Source organism: Bacillus sp. AR2-1 (assembly GCF_008368755.1).
GTDB lineage: Bacteria > Bacillota > Bacilli > Bacillales > Bacillaceae_G > Bacillus_A > Bacillus_A wiedmannii.
Genome location: NZ_QORY01000006.1, coordinates 141,838 through 157,920, shown reverse-complemented (window position 1 = coordinate 157,920; position 16,083 = coordinate 141,838). Strand labels below are relative to the sequence as shown.

General features: G+C 32.5%; 20 protein-coding genes. 8 read left to right on the top strand and 12 right to left on the bottom strand.

What is annotated here, in order from left to right:
- Positions 1-311: 311 nt before the first annotated feature.
- Together DT250_RS05450 and DT250_RS05445 are read left to right on the top strand one after the other, a co-directional pair.
- Positions 312-794, top strand: coding sequence for a DUF2975 domain-containing protein (locus DT250_RS05450; RefSeq protein ID WP_088063810.1), 483 nt, complete (start codon positions 312-314; stop codon positions 792-794).
- A 10-nt stretch (positions 795-804) separates the two neighbouring features.
- Complete coding sequence (locus DT250_RS05445; RefSeq protein ID WP_000974615.1) at positions 805-1,020, top strand: helix-turn-helix domain-containing protein; 216 nt, start codon at positions 805-807, stop codon at positions 1,018-1,020.
- Between the two features lie 40 nt (positions 1,021-1,060).
- Here the strand turns inward: DT250_RS05445 and DT250_RS05440 are convergent, their stop codons facing one another.
- The 8 genes from DT250_RS05440 to DT250_RS05405 all read right to left on the bottom strand — a co-directional run bounded on the left by DT250_RS05440 (position 1,061) and on the right by DT250_RS05405 (position 6,378).
- Positions 1,061-1,372: a hypothetical protein gene (locus DT250_RS05440; protein WP_149212749.1), complete on the bottom strand. Its 312-nt coding sequence runs from the start codon at positions 1,370-1,372 to the stop codon at positions 1,061-1,063.
- 115 nt (positions 1,373-1,487) lie between these two features.
- Positions 1,488-1,874 carry a DUF3887 domain-containing protein gene (locus DT250_RS05435; RefSeq protein WP_088063812.1) on the bottom strand — a complete coding sequence of 129 codons (387 nt, stop codon included), beginning with the start codon at positions 1,872-1,874 and terminating at the stop codon, positions 1,488-1,490.
- A 2-nt stretch (positions 1,875-1,876) separates the two neighbouring features.
- The gene (locus DT250_RS05430; protein WP_149212748.1) at positions 1,877-2,554 is read right to left on the bottom strand and encodes a YhfC family glutamic-type intramembrane protease; all 678 of its coding nucleotides are present in this window, start codon (positions 2,552-2,554) and stop codon (positions 1,877-1,879) included.
- 89 nt (positions 2,555-2,643) lie between these two features.
- Positions 2,644-3,960 carry a GHKL domain-containing protein gene (locus DT250_RS05425; RefSeq protein WP_149212747.1) on the bottom strand — a complete coding sequence of 439 codons (1,317 nt, stop codon included), beginning with the start codon at positions 3,958-3,960 and terminating at the stop codon, positions 2,644-2,646.
- Complete coding sequence (locus tag DT250_RS05420; RefSeq protein WP_088609176.1) at positions 3,960-4,694, bottom strand: LytR/AlgR family response regulator transcription factor; 735 nt, start codon at positions 4,692-4,694, stop codon at positions 3,960-3,962. The genes DT250_RS05425 and DT250_RS05420 overlap by 1 nt, the downstream gene beginning before the upstream one ends.
- Before the next feature lie 162 nt (positions 4,695-4,856).
- A complete protein-coding gene (locus DT250_RS05415; RefSeq protein WP_149212834.1) occupies positions 4,857-5,438 on the bottom strand; it encodes a kinase in 582 nt (193 codons plus the stop codon).
- Positions 5,438-5,980 carry a GNAT family N-acetyltransferase gene (locus DT250_RS05410; protein ID WP_149212746.1) on the bottom strand — a complete coding sequence of 181 codons (543 nt, stop codon included), beginning with the start codon at positions 5,978-5,980 and terminating at the stop codon, positions 5,438-5,440. The genes DT250_RS05415 and DT250_RS05410 overlap by 1 nt, the downstream gene beginning before the upstream one ends.
- 14 nt (positions 5,981-5,994) lie before the next feature.
- Positions 5,995-6,378 (bottom strand): VOC family protein, encoded by a 384-nt coding sequence (locus tag DT250_RS05405; RefSeq protein ID WP_001049855.1) that lies wholly within the window; start codon positions 6,376-6,378, stop codon positions 5,995-5,997.
- A 283-nt stretch (positions 6,379-6,661) separates the two neighbouring features.
- Here DT250_RS05405 and DT250_RS05400 point away from each other — a divergent pair, with 283 nt between their 5' ends.
- Positions 6,662-6,910, top strand: coding sequence for a hypothetical protein (locus DT250_RS05400; protein ID WP_048547666.1), 249 nt, complete (start codon positions 6,662-6,664; stop codon positions 6,908-6,910).
- A gap of 320 nt (positions 6,911-7,230) precedes the next feature.
- On the opposite strand, the gene DT250_RS05395 is transcribed toward DT250_RS05400, so the two are convergent.
- A complete protein-coding gene (locus DT250_RS05395) occupies positions 7,231-7,767 on the bottom strand; it encodes a DUF2812 domain-containing protein (protein WP_149212745.1) in 537 nt (178 codons plus the stop codon).
- Between the two features lie 7 nt (positions 7,768-7,774).
- Positions 7,775-8,092, bottom strand: a complete 318-nt coding sequence (locus DT250_RS05390; protein WP_098134109.1) for a PadR family transcriptional regulator — start codon at positions 8,090-8,092, stop codon at positions 7,775-7,777.
- A gap of 203 nt (positions 8,093-8,295) precedes the next feature.
- Between DT250_RS05390 and DT250_RS05385 the strand changes: the two genes are divergently transcribed.
- The 3 genes from DT250_RS05385 to DT250_RS05375 are packed head-to-tail and all read left to right on the top strand — an operon-like array spanning position 8,296 to position 11,469.
- A complete protein-coding gene (locus DT250_RS05385) occupies positions 8,296-9,225 on the top strand; it encodes an AAA family ATPase (RefSeq protein ID WP_149212744.1) in 930 nt (309 codons plus the stop codon).
- Positions 9,222-10,385: a DUF58 domain-containing protein gene (locus DT250_RS05380; RefSeq protein ID WP_088063821.1), complete on the top strand. Its 1,164-nt coding sequence runs from the start codon at positions 9,222-9,224 to the stop codon at positions 10,383-10,385. The genes DT250_RS05385 and DT250_RS05380 overlap by 4 nt, the downstream gene beginning before the upstream one ends.
- Positions 10,360-11,469, top strand: a complete 1,110-nt coding sequence (locus DT250_RS05375; protein WP_149212743.1) for a DUF4018 domain-containing protein — start codon at positions 10,360-10,362, stop codon at positions 11,467-11,469. Before DT250_RS05380 ends, DT250_RS05375 begins: the two co-directional genes overlap by 26 nt.
- A gap of 58 nt (positions 11,470-11,527) precedes the next feature.
- Here the strand turns inward: DT250_RS05375 and DT250_RS05370 are convergent, their stop codons facing one another.
- Positions 11,528-12,985: an MFS transporter gene (locus DT250_RS05370; RefSeq protein WP_097907109.1), complete on the bottom strand. Its 1,458-nt coding sequence runs from the start codon at positions 12,983-12,985 to the stop codon at positions 11,528-11,530.
- A 403-nt stretch (positions 12,986-13,388) separates the two neighbouring features.
- On the opposite strand from DT250_RS05370, the gene DT250_RS05365 reads away from it, so the two are divergent.
- Positions 13,389-13,649: a hypothetical protein gene (locus DT250_RS05365; protein WP_000889750.1), complete on the top strand. Its 261-nt coding sequence runs from the start codon at positions 13,389-13,391 to the stop codon at positions 13,647-13,649.
- Positions 13,650-13,736: 87 nt separating this feature from the next.
- Complete coding sequence (locus DT250_RS05360; RefSeq protein WP_149212742.1) at positions 13,737-15,224, top strand: glycosyltransferase; 1,488 nt, start codon at positions 13,737-13,739, stop codon at positions 15,222-15,224.
- Positions 15,225-15,365: 141 nt separating this feature from the next.
- On the opposite strand, the gene DT250_RS05355 is transcribed toward DT250_RS05360, so the two are convergent.
- Positions 15,366-15,608: a hypothetical protein gene (locus DT250_RS05355; protein ID WP_000752473.1), complete on the bottom strand. Its 243-nt coding sequence runs from the start codon at positions 15,606-15,608 to the stop codon at positions 15,366-15,368.
- Positions 15,609-16,083: the final 475 nt, after the last annotated feature.

Here is a 16,083-nt window from a genome sequence, read left to right as displayed (position 1 = left end):
CGTATGTTTCACATTCATTTATATACAAAAAGATTTCCACAACCTATATATGTTTTATTAGTCCCCAATTTTCATGAAGCTAACAATCATTACCTTCATTTTCTTTTATTAGTAAAGCAACGAACGATACATATCATAGCTTTTTATGTTCAAATAAATAGAGACCACACTTTTTTATAAAAACGTCTTATCATTCTCTTCACTAAAATTTGTTTCTCAATAAAAATCCGATTGAAATAAATAAGAATTTATTGTTAAACGATAAAATTTATGTTAAATTAAAATGATAATTTAAAAATGAGGTGCTTTATATGAACCAAGGATCAACACTCTTTTTAAAGACAGCAATTATCCTTATCGGTATTCCTGTTTTTGCTTTGTGTATATTTTTAATTCCTAATATTGGGAATTACACAGCGGACTTATACCCGGATATTGCATATATAAAATATCTTGTTTTAATCAATCTATATGCAACGGTGATACCTTTTTATTTTGCTCTATATCAAGCCTTTAAACTTGTAAGCTACATTGATAAGGGGAACGCCTTCTCGAAATTATCTGTTAGAGCTTTAAAAAAGATAAAACAATGTGCTATTACAATTAGTGTATTATATGTAGTAGGTATGCCGCTTTTCTATCTTGTAGCAGAGAGAGATGATGCACCAGGTATTATAATAATTGGCATGATCCTTATCTTTTCTTCAATGGTTATCGCAGTCTTTGCTGCCGTTCTCCAAAGACTTTTAAAAGATGCGATAGATATAAAATCAGAAAATGATTTAACGGTCTGAGGTGAATAACATGGCAATAATAATTAATATTGATGTAATGTTAGCAAAAAGAAAAATGAGTGTAACTGAACTTTCAGAGAAGGTTGGAATTACAATGGCTAACCTTTCTATATTAAAAAATGGAAAAGCAAAAGCAATTAGAATTACAACTTTAGATGCTATTTGTAAAGCGTTAGAATGCCAACCAGGGGATATTTTAGAATATCAACCGGAAGATACCGAATAAAAAGAGTCCTTCATACGAGAAGGACTCTTTTTATTACATATTACGGCGCAAAACTAATTTGACCAGTAAACAATAATATAATCGTGATAATCCAAAATATAAATAATGATAAGGACAGTATTATTGAAATAATAGCAATCCCCTTCTTCTCTGTTTGTTTCGTTATCGTAATGCTAGAAAGTATAATACCTGCAACTGTGAGGGCAACTGTAATATAATCTCCCACTACATTACCCACATTGGCTATCCTTGTCGGTGTAATAAAAACGAACAGAAAACATAAAACACCGATGAGTAAAGATATGTAGCTTATTATACTGTACGTCTTTTTAGGAACTATTTCAGTTTTCATACTAACCCACCCTTTCTCTATAGCTATGTGTTTATATTAGCATGAATACCCATAATTTGGTTAAAACAAAAAAACAGATAAAGTGGACACAACCACTTTATCTGCCATTACATTTCTACCTAATTACTAACCCAGCTATTTCTTCTTTATCGTTATAAGTTACGATAAAGGTACGTTGTTCTTTACTATACTTTGCTACAAGAATAACAGTATATAAACCATCTTTTTCTTCAATCGATTTTTTCTCAATTTTTTCGAATGTACCAGCTTTTTCAATTATAGGCGTAAGCTCTTTCATTTGCTCTTCTGATAAGGCTGATTTCATTTTACTATCAAATTTTTCGTGTACGTCTTTATACTTCGCCTCATTTAGTAATGATACAATTTCTTCCGCCTTTGGAATAAACTTTTTTGACGTACTTTCATCTACTTTATTACCGGTACATGCTGCAAGCGCGAACGCCGCGATAGCACTTATAATAATAAGTAACATTCTTCTCATTTTCATACACCCTTTCTTTTTAAAGTGAAACTATAACTAAAAACGAGTAAAGCACAAATTGCTATTGAAACTTCTGACATAATGATCCCGCTTTTCCCTGTTACATATAGCGATATAATGCCAGCTAATGCATTTGCAGTTCCATGGATGAGAATTGCATAGAAAACATAACGAAATTTCTTTTGGGCGACAGCTTGTAATATAATGAAGGAAAGTCCAATATGCAATACCATCGCGAAGATGCGCTCAATACCGCCCAAATAATAACTGTCACCATTTTGAATGACTGTTTGTGACAATAATAGGGATATTACCGGGATACCAACTATCAACACCGCTTCAATACCACCATGCCCTGCTCCAAATAAAAAACCAGACTGCCAATCTCGTTGCTTCATAAAATAACGCATTGCGATAAAACGAGCTATCTCTTCAAAAATTCCAGCTGATAAACTAAGCAAAAGTACAAATAATACAGGCTGCATTATTGAAAACATTTGAAAATCTGTGCTAGTTCCATTTACATAATTCAGTATTGGTATGCGGATCAATATTTGCGATACAACAAAAGCCAATACACCTAACATATATGGAATATAGCGTTTCTTCCAAACAGCATATAAAAGTGCTACAAGCGGTAAACCAAAGCAAATCATTGTTGTAAAAATAAGTCCATTCATCTCGCTTCACCTCTTACTTGAAGTGTATAAAAACGAGTGAAGAAAGTATGTAGTTCTTTCCTATTCGGTTTCATTTTCATCATAGATGGTCATTTTATCTCTTTTAATATGAATGTTTGCGTGAAATAAGGACTTACATAAGTTGTTTCTAACGTTGCATTATTTGTTTTATTCATGATACGTTTTAATGAGAATAACCCGTATCCTCTAGCCCCCTCTTTACTTGAATGGTTTTTCTCATAAATTTTTTGCAAATCAATCGCTTCACTCTTTGAACTATTACGCACGATAAAATATTGTCGTGAATCCATTTCAAAGAATGCGATTTGCAATATCTTTTCCTCACTATGTACTGCTTCTTCAATTGCATTGTCTACTAAAACTGAAATGATGCGAATAAATGCAATAACCGTCATCGAAACACTTTCAATATTCTCTGGTATATCGAGCATTATTTTTATTTGTTGGTGCTGGGCAGTGCTAACTTTCGCCCTTAATACACTTCTCACTTCAGGGATATGTACGCGAGATAATTTCGCAATATCAAGTTCATGATCATTTATTGTTTTTAACGTAGGAGCTATAACGTCATAGTACACTTGCTCAATTTCTTTCACATTTTTCGTACGTATTCCCTCTTCTAACGATAGTAATACATTCATATAATCGTGACGGAAACTAGCAAGCTCATCATGCATATCCTCTAATTTCTCCACATAATCTAATAACTCTTTATCCAAACGTTTTTCATGCTCTTCTTGTAACTTTGCTCTCGATAAATGTGAACTTATAAGTACTATGATGACTAATAATAAAAATACAATAATCGCTGAAATATAACTTACATCACTGTATTGTTGATTTAATTGTGCTAATAACGCAGAAGATGGCTGAGTTAAGATTAGTTCAATAATAAATCCGGCAATTAATAATATATAAGTTACATAGTATAGCGGACTACCTACTATATATTGAGCAATTTTTCGGATTCTTTTACGGGCTACAAAAATACCGATAAAAGTAAATGTCGATACGGTAAGGTGAATCATGCTTCCTGTCCATAAATATAAATTGAATGGCGTTAACATAAAGATTTTCATTCCTAAATCGAAAAGCAACATTTTTACTAACGTTATAATCACCATGCTCACTAGTGCAAAATATACATTATGCTTAAGTTTTAATTCATTTTGCATTAATCCTAAACTTATTAGAAACAACACAATGGTACTATTCAATTCTGGATATCTCGTTACTGTTACGACAATAGCAAGTAAAATAATGAATACTGCACTTAAAGCTATTAACATTCTAACTGATAATCTATTGTACCGGATTAATTGAATATATAAAAACATATGGCTCATACTAGTAAGCAGTATTGCAAATAAATCATAAATATACATTACATCTCACCCTTTAAGATGTTGCGTACTTTACTGAATAAACGACGTGATACTGGAATACGTTTCCCGCTTTTTAAAACTATCATTTTTTGCTTCGCATCATAAGAAGACAGTTGCTTCGTATTCACGATATATGATTGATGACAACGAAATAAACGTTCATCTACTAATTCAATTTCTTTTAAAGTCCCATAAAAATAAACAATTCGATCTAACGTCACTAATGCTAAACGGTGCGGTTCATCGGTCATAACATATTCAACTTCATGAAACGGAACCCGCACAGTTGCATTACTATTTTCAACGATAAAGTCATCGGACGGAATAATATGCTTATTACGCGCTTCATATTGGAGTAAACATTGTTCAAAAACGTTACGCCTCTCCTCGTATGGCAACCCTTTATCAATAAAAGTTAAAGCTGATACCATGTATTGATATGAAATAGGTGCAAATTCAGAATGCGTCGTTACAAACACAATAATTCCTTGCGTATCATACTTTCGTATCTCTTGTGCCACTTGTAACCCTTTACGTTCTTCTCTTTTTATCTCTATATCTAAAAAATAGATTGGGATATACTTCGCCTTAGGAATGTTAGTAATGATGTTTTCACTTTTACTACTCACCTCGATAAAATCAAAAGGCAACATATATTTCTCACAAATCTCTTCAACTAGCCGTTTCATTTGCTGCGCTTGTATGACATCATCTTCTAAAATAAAAATACTCATGTAATCACTCGCTTTATTGAAATCTTTCCATCTATAGATTTATCTATAACTATATAATTCAAATTGTTATACTAATCTCCTTCCCAAGAATTAAAATAATTAATTTGCTATTACATAGAGAAACCTCAACTATTCAAGCACAAAGTTGAGGTTTTCTTCAAATCATTCTATAACTAAATCCGCCCGATCCTTCGGCAATTCCGTTTCTAAGTAATAATCCTCTGTTTTCCAATACCTATTTTCAAACTTTGAAAGGTTTTTCTGCGTTTCTTCACTCTCACGTAGAAACCGTGTCTCTCTTGGACAATCTAAATACACCATATAATGAAAGAAATCTCTCCATTCTTTTCTCTGTAGAAAAACACCTTCTATTACAATTACGCCTACTATGGGGATCTGTACTTTTTTCATCTCACTTGAGTCTGTCTCATTATTATAGAACGGTAATTTCAGTTTTGTGTCATTTTGTAACTTCTGAAAAAACTTCTGCCGAAGCCATTCAATATCCCATTGTAAATAATAATACTCATACCATTCTTCATAGCCAGTATGATACCGTTTATTACGTTCTACTATATGATCATCAATATGAAAAATATGGAACGGAATACTTTCTTGTTTCATATTTTCTTTTAAGTTTGTTACAAATGTTGTTTTACCCGATCGACTTAGTCCATCAATACCTAAAATGAACCTATTTTCTTTATGCTTCTTCATAACATTTATAAGCTCATTTGTACGCATTACTTCTTCCACTCTTCTTTTAATAACGAGTATAAAATTGTATCATGAGCAACTCCATTTTGAATCATATGTTTTCGAAGTAATCCTTCTTCTTGAAACCCTGCTTTACTTAATAATTTTTGAGAAGCTTTATTTTCTACATATACAACAGCTGCAACTCTTATAAGTTGTAACGTTTCAAACCCGTAAGTTAAAATCGCCTGTAACGCTTCCGTTGCATACCCTTGTCCCCAATATGTATCATCTAGTTCATAACCAATTTCAGCTCGCTTATGATGCTTGTTTATTAAATGAAATCCGCACGTTCCGATTAATTGGCCCGTACCCTTTTTCTCAATTCCCCAGCGAAATACAGTTCCTTCTTCATAACGATTTTTAAACGTTTGAATAGTCGTTTTCGCTTGCTCAATATTTTCGAAAGAATCCATTCCAAAATAACGTACAACAGATTCTTTTGAAAAATAACGGAACATCATTTCTGCATCTAACAGTGTTAGTTCTCTTAATTGTAAACGTTCTGTTTCTAGTTTCGGAACCCCCATCTCTTTTTCTCCTTCTATTCTAATGAACTGCAAATTTCAATATAATTCCCATCTGGATCGGCAATGTATGCAATTGTTTGTCCCCACGGTTTCACAATTGGTTCAACTAAGATTTTAATACCTTGCTCTCTAAATTGTTCGATTGTTTCTTGTACATGATCAACAACGAATCCCAATTCAAAATGAGAAGATTGTAACTCACCTTCTGTAAGTGGTAGTCCTGTTAATTCTTTCACATCTTGCCTTGTGTTCATCGCTAAAATTGTAGAACCAGTATTAAATTCAATATATGTACCATGCTCTGCTTTTATAGGTAACTGTAAAATATCTTTATAAAATCTTAAACATTCTTCAAACTTTTCTACATATAAAATGATGTACTTCATTTTTAAATTCATTTTACATCCTCCTTTATATCCATCCCTAAAATTTCGACAAATGTCTCATAAAAACCTTGTTCCTTATAGCAACGAGCACAAAAAAATGAGGCCGATTTCTCGGCCCCCCAGCTTATTGGCATAAAACAGGAGATTTGGTTTGGACATAACCAGTTCGTACCTTTATTATATTTTATTTTTTCTGAATTTTGAATACTTTAAACACCCATTTATATTGAGAAAGTTTTTTTGCTTGCATAAAATCATATCAAGTAAGAAATGCTACAAATGGAGGTGTATACATATGGAACCAATGCTATGTCCAAGCTGTAAAACGAACCGTACTCGCTTTAATATTCTTGAGCAACAAGTAAAACCAGTCAAGTTAAATCCACAAACTGGTCAAGTAGAAGAAGAATACACAAATGAAACGATGAATGCTTTTCATATGTCCTATCAAGGACCAACATATAGAGTCCAATGTGCTGTATGCGGACTTGTTGAAAACCCAGAACAATTTATTAAACCTGCGCAAAATCAGTCGTTTTCTTAAACATTTTTATTACCCCCTACAGATTTTTTGTAGGGGGTTTTCGATTTAATATGTTAATCAAAAATGTTTTTCTTCCTTATTATTAGTTACACCCCACACCTCTTTAGTCATCTTTTATTTTTTTGATCTTCGATATGAATCATTTTTTCTTCATTTATTATTTTGGGGTATTGTGTGGTTCGTAACTATTAATTTTGTGCCTTTATATAGATTTTTATTATATAAAAAAGATTGAACAAAAATACAATTATATAGAAACAAAAGAAGTTGATCCCGGTAATTCCCTTAAAACATCAACTTCTTTTTAACTCTACTTTTTATTATAATATTTCACTTTTTAATTTCTTAATTTTCCAAGTGAGTCTTATAAAGAAGTAAATCCACATACAACCTGTAAGACCCGTCATAGCTTTCGCCCAAATTGGCACTCTTGATTCCATCGGGCTTATAAATAGATTGTACATTGATGGTAATATAGCTGCTAACATAATAACAAAGAATACTAATAACTCATTTAGTTTTTGTATCCTCGTTTCCTTATCTGAATATATATCAGGCAACTCATTTTCCTCTTCTACTTCTTTACAAAAATAATTCCATTTCGCAAAACTTGTTACATGTTTCCATCCACACATTTCATATATTTCAATATACTCTTTTTGTTTTTCTTTTGAATCTTTATAATCCAATCTAAAATCCGCTTTATATATTACATCTTTCGGCTCGGTTTTCTTAAACGTATACATCACATTATACTTTTGTAACGCCCAGCCTTGTTGATGCATTTCCCTTAAAAAAGCCTCCTCTTTTTCTAAGCTCCATCCCGCAAAAAATTTAAATATTTTCTTTGTCTCCATCTTCCATTCACTCCCCTAACATACTATTTCCATTCCTTACAGATCTCTGCAACCTGTTATACTCTAGCTCTAACACTTCTCTACCCAGTGGTGTTAACTCGTAACACTTCTTTCTATCTGTAGAGGCAACTTCAACTATTAACATCTCTTTTAGTAACTTCGTCGTATTCCCGTATAAAGTTCCAGGACCGAGCTTTACTTCTCCATTTGTCATCTCTTCTACCATTTGCATAATTCCGTAACCATGCATCGGCTTCACAAGTGACAACAATATGTAATATGTCGCCTCTGTTAACGGAATATATTTTTTCGCTTTCGCATTCATTATAACTACCTCCGATACATCGTTATCTGATATATCGACTAACGATACATCGTATATCGATATTGTATAATCATATCCCAAAATATGTAAGGTAATTTAATAACTTAATATCTATTTCTTTGAATTAAAAAATCATATCAATTTTCTGAATAATTTGTTAAAATATAGAAATATCCGTTTATATTTTGAAAGGAATGATACATATGATAAATAAATTGAAAGAAAATATAGGATCAGTTTTTGTCGGTAAAGAAAATGTTATTGATTTATTACTTGTTTCTTTGCTTGCTGACGGACATGTACTGCTTGAGGATGTGCCTGGTACGGGGAAAACGTTACTTGCGAAAACACTTTCTAAAAGTATTGGTGGTAATTTTTCTCGTGTCCAATTTACACCTGATGTACTTCCGAGTGATGTAACAGGTATTGAATATTTCAATCCGAAAACGAGTGAATTCGAATTAAGACTTGGACCAGTTATGACCAATATTTTGCTTGCGGATGAAATTAACCGCGCTATGCCTAGAACACAGTCTAGTTTATTAGAATCGATGGAAGAACGACAAGTAACGCTTGAAAAACAATCTACTCCTCTTCCGAAACCGTTCTTTGTTATTGCGACGCAAAATCCAATTGAATCACAAGGAACGTTTCCTCTACCAGATGCACAGCTTGATCGTTTTTTAATGACAATTTCAATTGGTTATCCATCTCCAGAAGATGAACTACAAATGATGCGACGTTTTCGTAGCGATGTACCACTAGAAAGTATCACATCTGTTATTTCTTTAGATGATATTTTAGAAGCACAGAAACGAGTAAAAGAAATTTTCGTATCAGAACCGTTAGAACATTACATTATTAAACTTGCTCACGCTACAAGAAATCATGATTACATCGCTAATGGTGTAAGCCCGCGGGCCACATTAGCTTTAGTACGCGCAGTTCAAGCACTAGCCTTTTTACGCGACAGAGAATATTGCACGCCAGAAGATATACAATTTTTAGTTCCTTCTGTTTGGAATCATCGTATCGTCTTATCAATGGAAGGGGCATTACGCACGACAAAAAATGAAATTATACAAAGGATTTTAAAAGAAGTTGACGTACCAGTGGAGATTGAACAAACATGAATGGACAGCGTGTTGTAACTGTACCTTTATTTTTCCAACTTCATATTATTCAATTAAGTGTGCCAGGTGCTATACTATTCACATTTTTTATGCCACAACGAATCATTATGTTTTTCTTTTTCTTCTACTATTTATTTGCGATTTTTATTTATAAATATGTAGCTTACATAGAGAAGAAATTTGAAGTTATAAATGAGAAACAAACTACTCGGCTTTTTCCTAATGAATCTGGGCAATTTTTTATTCATTTAAAAAACGGAGCAAATATACCACTCGTTAACGGCGTTTGTTATTTCCATTTAAATCCGTCCCTACTACCACAAAAAGATCAAGGAATTGAACAAATATCAAAAACACTATTCTCTTTCCCGTTTTCACAACCTGCTCATTCGGCGCAAAAGTGGGATTTAACATTAACCGCAACGAAACGTGGTGTGTTTCAAATTGAACAGTTCGAATGTGTCTTGAAAGATCCTTTTCATCTTTTAACTGTACATTTGCCTATTTTTGATAAATTACGGACTGAAATTATTGTGTACCCTTCTCCTAAAGAAGTAGCAGGCTTACAAGAACTACAGCAACTTTTAACCGGATCTTATCGAACGAATTTTTCTTTTTACAATGATGAAACATCTATTATCGGTGTTAAACGATATGAACGTGAGTCTTTCCGCTCTATTCATTGGAAAGCATCTGCTAAAATGCAAGAATTACAGGCGAAGCAATATGAACCTGTAAAAAATTATAGTTGGACGATTTGTCTTTCATTAGCTGCTGATCGCGGGTTTGGTTGGAAAGATAATATAGAAGACCTTATTTCATTTGCAACATACATTTGTCAATACGCAACGAAGCATCAAATACCGTTTGAACTATTTATTAGTGTATTAGCTGAAGGTGGTCCTCTGCACTTACCATTAAACGAAGGGCAAACACATTACGGAATATCTTTAGAGGAATTAGCGCGTATTTCAGATGATAGTACTTTACTTCCGAAACAAGGATTTCTTCATTATGTAACGAGAAAAAGAGAACGATCGTCTACAATGATATACATTGGTTTACAGAGAAATGAACTCCCTCTTCTTTCTCAGCCTACGTTTCTCATTAATAACGAAGGGATGGTGGAAAAGCTTGAAAACTTGGCTTTATCACGTTAATGACTTTATTCTGCTGTTCCTCCTTTCGTTATTAACGGAAAGAGATGAACTCATCGGCATTGTTATATTTTTAGCAACAGGCTATATTGGAGTATTTCTTATCCATAAACTAATGAAGAAAAAAACAACAGGTTTTGTCATACTGTTAATGACTCAAATAATTGGTTGTTCTATCTTTCTCCCTTTCTCTCTGTTTGGCACAATTATGTTACCGCTTTTCTTCTTTATCGTACATGTAGTTGGACCCGGATATCCAGTTCAAAAGTCATTAGGTGGTATTGTATGGTTTAGTATTTCAGCCATATTTTATGCGCCCTTTCCACCTTTGTGGAAACTATTACTTTTAGTTTTACACATTATGATTACATTTTGGTTAACCGGGATAAACCGTAATCAACAGTTATTACGTTTCGCTTCTCTTATTACGATTGGAATAATTAGTGCTTTCCTTATTCCTATTTTCCCATACATTCGGCTTCTTTTTTCTTATGTCGTACAAGTAGTTGCTTTAGGATTTGGATACGCCATTAATCCGTTATTTTCGGCAGCTGAATCAAAAGAAACTGACGATTTTTGGTCGAATAAAGGGAATTTAAAAGATCCTCAAATTAAAGATGAATTTGGACATCGTGCTTTTGATCCAACACTTATAAATAGCATTACAATAATAGTCTGTACAACCATTGCTATTTACGTCGTTTGGAAAATAATAAAAAAACGAAAACAATTCAGTTTACCAAATATGCCTGCCTTCGAATCTACTATCATTACTGATAAAGAAGGAATGAGTTTAAAACATTTTAAACGAAACAAACCGCCACATAATGAAATTCGAAAAGAAATTTTTAAACTGGAGAGTAAATTAACTCCTCCTTTAAATAGAAAACGAGGAGAAACTGTTGAAGCATGGTTAGAAAGAATAAATAGTGAAGAAGATGTAAGTATTCAGAGTCATATTATTGTAAATGCTTATAATACAGTACGTTATTCAAATAGTGAGGATATGATGCTACTTCAGGAATTTAAGGAAGAGATTCATAAGCTTTATTTGTATCAGAAGAATTTGAAGAAAAGAAAGAAATAACATAACAAAAAAAGACTCCTATTTTCATAGGAGTCTTTTTATACTTCTACGTTACTTGTTAAATTGAAGCATTCTTCCCTGCTTCAATTTCTAACGACTCTTCATGCCACCAAAGTGTTTCTTCAGGGTCTTCTTTAGCGATTTGGTGTGCTTCTTTTTTCGTTTCTACTGTAGGATATGAGCCTTTTAGCGCACGTCCTGAAGTTGTAACGAATAATACACTAAATGCGACTAATCCAATAATACTTACACCTGCTAAATAAAATGCTGGTGCAAGCGGGTTACCAGTAGCATGAACTAAGTATGAACATACGAGCGGTGTTGTTCCACCGAATATTGATACAGAAATATTAAATGAGATCGAAAGTGCTCGATAACGTACATCAGTGAAAAATAGTGATGGTAATAATGAAGGTAGCGTTCCTTCATATACACTTAGGAAGAATCCTAAAATGAAAATACCTGCAAATATAGCAGCAATATGTCCGTTACCTATTAATATAAATGCTGGAATTGCAAATACAGTTAAACCAAGTAAACCAATTTGCACGACGCGTTTATTACCAATTTTATCACTTAATTTACCGAAATATAATGCCAGTGGAATCATAAGTGCCATCGTAATTGAAATAATTAATAAGCCAGTTGTTTCTTTGACTTTAAGTACTTGAGTTAGATAAGAAGGAATATACGAAAGAATCATATAATTCGTAATATTAAAGAAGGCGACAATTACTGTGCTTAATAAGAAGTCTTTTTTGTGATATTTTAATATATCCATAAATGAAAATTGTTCGTTGTCTTCAGATTCCTCTTGTGCTTTTTCCATCTCTTCAAAGATGGGAGATTCATCTAAATGACGGCGTAAATATAAACCGACCAAACCAATTGGTGCAGCTATTAAGAAAGGAATACGCCAGCCCCAGCTGAGCATTTGCTCATCTGTTAACAATAACGTCAAAATGGTAACAATTACCGATGCAGCAATGTAACCTGAGAGTGTTCCAATTTCAAGACCACTACCGAGTATACCACGCTTTTTATCTGGAGAAGATTCTGCGATATAAACCATTGCTCCTGAATATTCGCCGCCTGTAGAGAAGCCTTGAATCATTCGCGCAACTAAAAGTAGTATTGGTGCCCATACACCAATTTGTTCATAGGTTGGTAGTAATGCGATGAATAATGTAGAAAGTGCCATTAAAATAATAGTAGTACTTAACACGATTTTTCGGCCGTACTTATCTCCTATTCTACCAAAGAATACACCTCCGATTGGTCGAACGAGAAAGGCTGCTGCAAATGTACCGAATGTAAGTACAAGTTGCAATCCACTATTATCAACACCTGAGAAGAATAATTTACTTAAGATAACCGCTAAATACGCGTATAATCCGAAGTCAAACCACTCCATTGCATTCCCTATACCAGTAGCAACTACTGCTTTCCTGGCTTGTTTAGGATTGACAATATTAACGTCTTGAGGTTCAAAATTTAAATCATTATTTTGTTGCATATAATAAATCAGCTCCTTTTTTAATTTAACTTCTTTAAGCACACCTTCTCTTATTGAATAAAATTAATTCGAAGCACTTAAGGAAAATCAACGTCTCCTTGTCTGTTATTATTATTTCACATAATTAATTATTTGTCCAATTAAATGCTCTTTTTGTATAAATTTACACCCTATTGAACTTTTTATAAAATGAAGTTTAGGCTATATAATATATACCTTTACACTACAAATGAACCTTTCATTTATTTATATTTATAACGTTTCTATAATTGTTTCCTATAACTTAGAAACCAGTAACTTTTACTAAAGATTTGCATATATTTAAAAAGTGAACTCATTAGTTCGAATTCTGTTTTTTTACATTCAACTATAATATTATTATAGTTTTAAAGGAGGCTATTTTATGTTGGAAATAATACTTTCACTTACTACTGTTTCTTTTCTCTTAATTATTTCTGGATTTTTCATTACCTTAAAACAATATAAAGAAATTAAAAATATAAAGACTATATTAACTACAAAAAAAGAAAATGAGAAAACTCCATCCGAAAACTCCATCCCTCTGCAATTAGACCTTAGCGTTCTCAATAATTTACTCGCTTCTGGAATAAATAAAGGTTCTAATACAAGTAAAGAAAATTGTGAGTCTGATAAAACTAAATGATTGTTATGCTTATAACAAGAAGAAAATATATCTCCTCTTTTATCTAATCTTATTAACAACTACCTCTGATTAAAAAGGAGACTGCTTATGTGTAAAAATTCAATTTCTATTATTATCCCCATACAACATAAAATAAAAAATTTACCTAAAATTTTGAAAGCATGTGAACAACTACAACCTTTTGAAATTATCCTTACTATTATCAGTAGTGTCGATGATTCTATTGATATTGCGCGATCTTACAATTGTGAAATTATTACACTAAAAGAGCCGATAGAATCTACTAATTGTTATGTAATTGGTGCAAAAAAAGCAAAGGGAGAGTACCTCTTATTTTTAGATGAAAATTACATTATTCACTCCCCCTCACTTATACAATTTCTTCAACCATTACTAAAACAATCGGCTGACGTCGTATTAAATAATTTAGATAATTTTTTCTATCAAAAACAACAGCCAAATATAGCAATGATTTGGCAGCAAGTTACGAATCATTTTTTTCATCGCCCAGATTTAAATGTTAACTCCTTATTATTTCCTCCCTATGCAATGACAAAAGAAGTACTTGAGGTAATTACTTCAAATAGTTTATCAAATCCAATATTGGCACAAATGAAAATTATTGAACATAAATTTCGGATTTGCGATCAATTAAACATTTCTATCCCTCAAGTTCCCTTTTTTCCTTCAACTCAACTCATTCATTATCATCTTGCAGCCATTGCAAATTGGATCAATCTAGTGCGAGATCAAAGGGGAAACTATACCGATAATAATCGAAAGCGGGATATTATTTTAGGGCTTCACAACGGGGAACAAAAATCCACTCCAAAAATAATTACAGGTAAAGAGTTTTATTCGAATACTTATGGAGATAAACAATTATCAGTTATCATCCCTGTTCAAAATGAAGAAAAAACGATAGAATCTGTCATTTTTGAGGTGCAGAAATTAAAACCTTTTGAAATTATCGTTATTGTTAATGGATCAACAGATAAAACAGAGGAATTGGCGAAGGATTGCGATGCAACAGTTATTAGTTACGAAGAAGCACTTGGAAATGATACGGGACGTGCTGTTGGTGCCTATTTTGCCAAAGGTGACATATTATTATTTATAGATGGAGATTTCTTAATTTCTAGTTGTGATTTATTACCATTTGTACAATCTATTCAAAATGGCACGGACTTAGCTTTAAATAAACTAGATTACTACTATATGTATCGTCTCCCCTATTCTATCGTCACCGCATGTAAATATGCTATTAACTTAGCATGTAATCGAAAAGATTTAGGTATGGGATCCACAATTGCTGTCCCTCATGCTTTTAGTCGAAAATGCATTCATACAATTGGGTTTGATTCACTTCTTTCACCAACCTTAAGTCAAGTTAAAACAATTTTAGCAGGCTTTCATGTGCAAAATGTCCATTCTGTCGACGTCGATAAAATGAATCGTGTTCGACCTGAAAAACACTTCTCTGAGCAAGGTTGCCTTTCATTAGCAACACAACAAATCATTGGTGATCATATAGAAGCAATTTCTTACCTGATCAAACAAAAAGAGTACTTTTAATTATACATCCTGCCTACTAAATAATATATTATCTCATTTTTAATATATGACAGAATAAAAAAGATGGTTTGTAACCATCTTTTTTATTTTTACATCAGCTCAAAAGAAAAGTAGAAGGCAGGCTTTTCATTTCTTATTTTCTTAAGAAGTTTGAAAAGAGAGGCTTGTTAATGAAGATTCAACACTTAAATCATCTTTTAGTGCAATTGAGAAACATGCAACTAATGGTAAAGTAATAACAATTGATCCACTAGGACTAATTACAATTGTAGGACTTGTCCCACATGTGCCCCCACAATCCACTTCTGCATCAATTCCACTACCAGGGGTAATTGTAATTTTAAGACACACATCTAAACAAACATTATTCGTAGTACATGCCATAACTCTCCCTCCTTTCTCTTAACAATATATGCAGTTTATCGAATTTAGACACGACTCTCCTACTAAATTTTATAAATTAGCTGCTATTTTCTTATCAGTTTTATATATGTTTAATTTATTATTAAACTAGATAAATTAATTAATAAATTCAGATCATCTTTTACTGAAATAGAAATACATGCGGTAAATGGTATTACATTAAAATCAGATGAAAATTCATAATTGCACCTTAGAGATATTTCTGCCCCAACATTTGGATAGACCTTAATTTCTAAATACATATTAAAACACCTTTTATTGATGTAAGAAAAGGTATTCCCTCCTTACTTGCATCTGATATTAAGTTATATAGAACTTATCGTTACTTCTTTATTTATTTTTTACTTGATATACTTAAAATAAGTTAAAATAAAAAAGTAAAAACCTCTTCATGTATTTTAAGAAGTTTTTACTTTTCACTTACACCTGAACCAAA

Coding starts and splice junctions, on each gene's coding strand:
- DT250_RS05450 (WP_088063810.1), top strand. CDS start 312: ATGAACCAAGGATCAACACTCTTTTTAAAGACAGCAATTATCCTTATC.
- DT250_RS05445 (WP_000974615.1), top strand. CDS start 805: ATGGCAATAATAATTAATATTGATGTAATGTTAGCAAAAAGAAAAATG.
- DT250_RS05440 (WP_149212749.1), bottom strand. CDS start 1,372: ATGAAAACTGAAATAGTTCCTAAAAAGACGTACAGTATAATAAGCTAC.
- DT250_RS05435 (WP_088063812.1), bottom strand. CDS start 1,874: ATGAGAAGAATGTTACTTATTATTATAAGTGCTATCGCGGCGTTCGCG.
- DT250_RS05430 (WP_149212748.1), bottom strand. CDS start 2,554: ATGAATGGACTTATTTTTACAACAATGATTTGCTTTGGTTTACCGCTT.
- DT250_RS05425 (WP_149212747.1), bottom strand. CDS start 3,960: ATGTATATTTATGATTTATTTGCAATACTGCTTACTAGTATGAGCCAT.
- DT250_RS05420 (WP_088609176.1), bottom strand. CDS start 4,694: ATGAGTATTTTTATTTTAGAAGATGATGTCATACAAGCGCAGCAAATG.
- DT250_RS05415 (WP_149212834.1), bottom strand. CDS start 5,438: ATGCGTACAAATGAGCTTATAAATGTTATGAAGAAGCATAAAGAAAAT.
- DT250_RS05410 (WP_149212746.1), bottom strand. CDS start 5,980: ATGGGGGTTCCGAAACTAGAAACAGAACGTTTACAATTAAGAGAACTA.
- DT250_RS05405 (WP_001049855.1), bottom strand. CDS start 6,378: ATGAATTTAAAAATGAAGTACATCATTTTATATGTAGAAAAGTTTGAA.
- DT250_RS05400 (WP_048547666.1), top strand. CDS start 6,662: ATGGAACCAATGCTATGTCCAAGCTGTAAAACGAACCGTACTCGCTTT.
- DT250_RS05395 (WP_149212745.1), bottom strand. CDS start 7,767: ATGGAGACAAAGAAAATATTTAAATTTTTTGCGGGATGGAGCTTAGAA.
- DT250_RS05390 (WP_098134109.1), bottom strand. CDS start 8,092: ATGAATGCGAAAGCGAAAAAATATATTCCGTTAACAGAGGCGACATAT.
- DT250_RS05385 (WP_149212744.1), top strand. CDS start 8,296: ATGATAAATAAATTGAAAGAAAATATAGGATCAGTTTTTGTCGGTAAA.
- DT250_RS05380 (WP_088063821.1), top strand. CDS start 9,222: ATGAATGGACAGCGTGTTGTAACTGTACCTTTATTTTTCCAACTTCAT.
- DT250_RS05370 (WP_097907109.1), bottom strand. CDS start 12,985: ATGCAACAAAATAATGATTTAAATTTTGAACCTCAAGACGTTAATATT.
- DT250_RS05365 (WP_000889750.1), top strand. CDS start 13,389: ATGTTGGAAATAATACTTTCACTTACTACTGTTTCTTTTCTCTTAATT.
- DT250_RS05360 (WP_149212742.1), top strand. CDS start 13,737: ATGTGTAAAAATTCAATTTCTATTATTATCCCCATACAACATAAAATA.
- DT250_RS05355 (WP_000752473.1), bottom strand. CDS start 15,608: ATGGCATGTACTACGAATAATGTTTGTTTAGATGTGTGTCTTAAAATT.